This window comes from Paraburkholderia sp. BR13444 (genome assembly GCF_040948755.1).
Lineage (GTDB): Bacteria > Pseudomonadota > Gammaproteobacteria > Burkholderiales > Burkholderiaceae > Paraburkholderia > Paraburkholderia youngii.
Genome location: NZ_JBFPKM010000064.1, coordinates 1 through 270 on the forward strand (window position 1 = coordinate 1; position 270 = coordinate 270).

1 pseudogene is annotated in these 270 nt (G+C 62.2%); it reads right to left on the bottom strand.

Features of this window, described 5'->3' with window-relative positions:
• Nucleotides 1-270: pseudogene (locus tag AB3X95_RS39000) on the bottom strand (ammonia channel protein); the annotation flags it as partial.

Genomic DNA, 270 nt, shown 5'->3' on the forward strand with positions numbered 1-270 from the left:
CGAAGTAGACCGTCTCGGGGATCGTCGGCGCGAGATGGCTGACGGTCAGCGTCGTGGCCTTGTCGCCCTTGATGTAGTTCATGCCCGTCATGAACACGCGCGAGAAGCCGCCGATGAACGAGTTGCCGGGCGTGAACGCGAGACTGTAGCCGACCACGGTCCAGACGATCGTCACCAGACAGGTGATCGCGAAGCTTTGCATCAGCGTCGCGAGCACGTTCTTCTTGCGGACCATGCCGCCGTAGAACAGTGCGAGGCCCGGGATCGTCA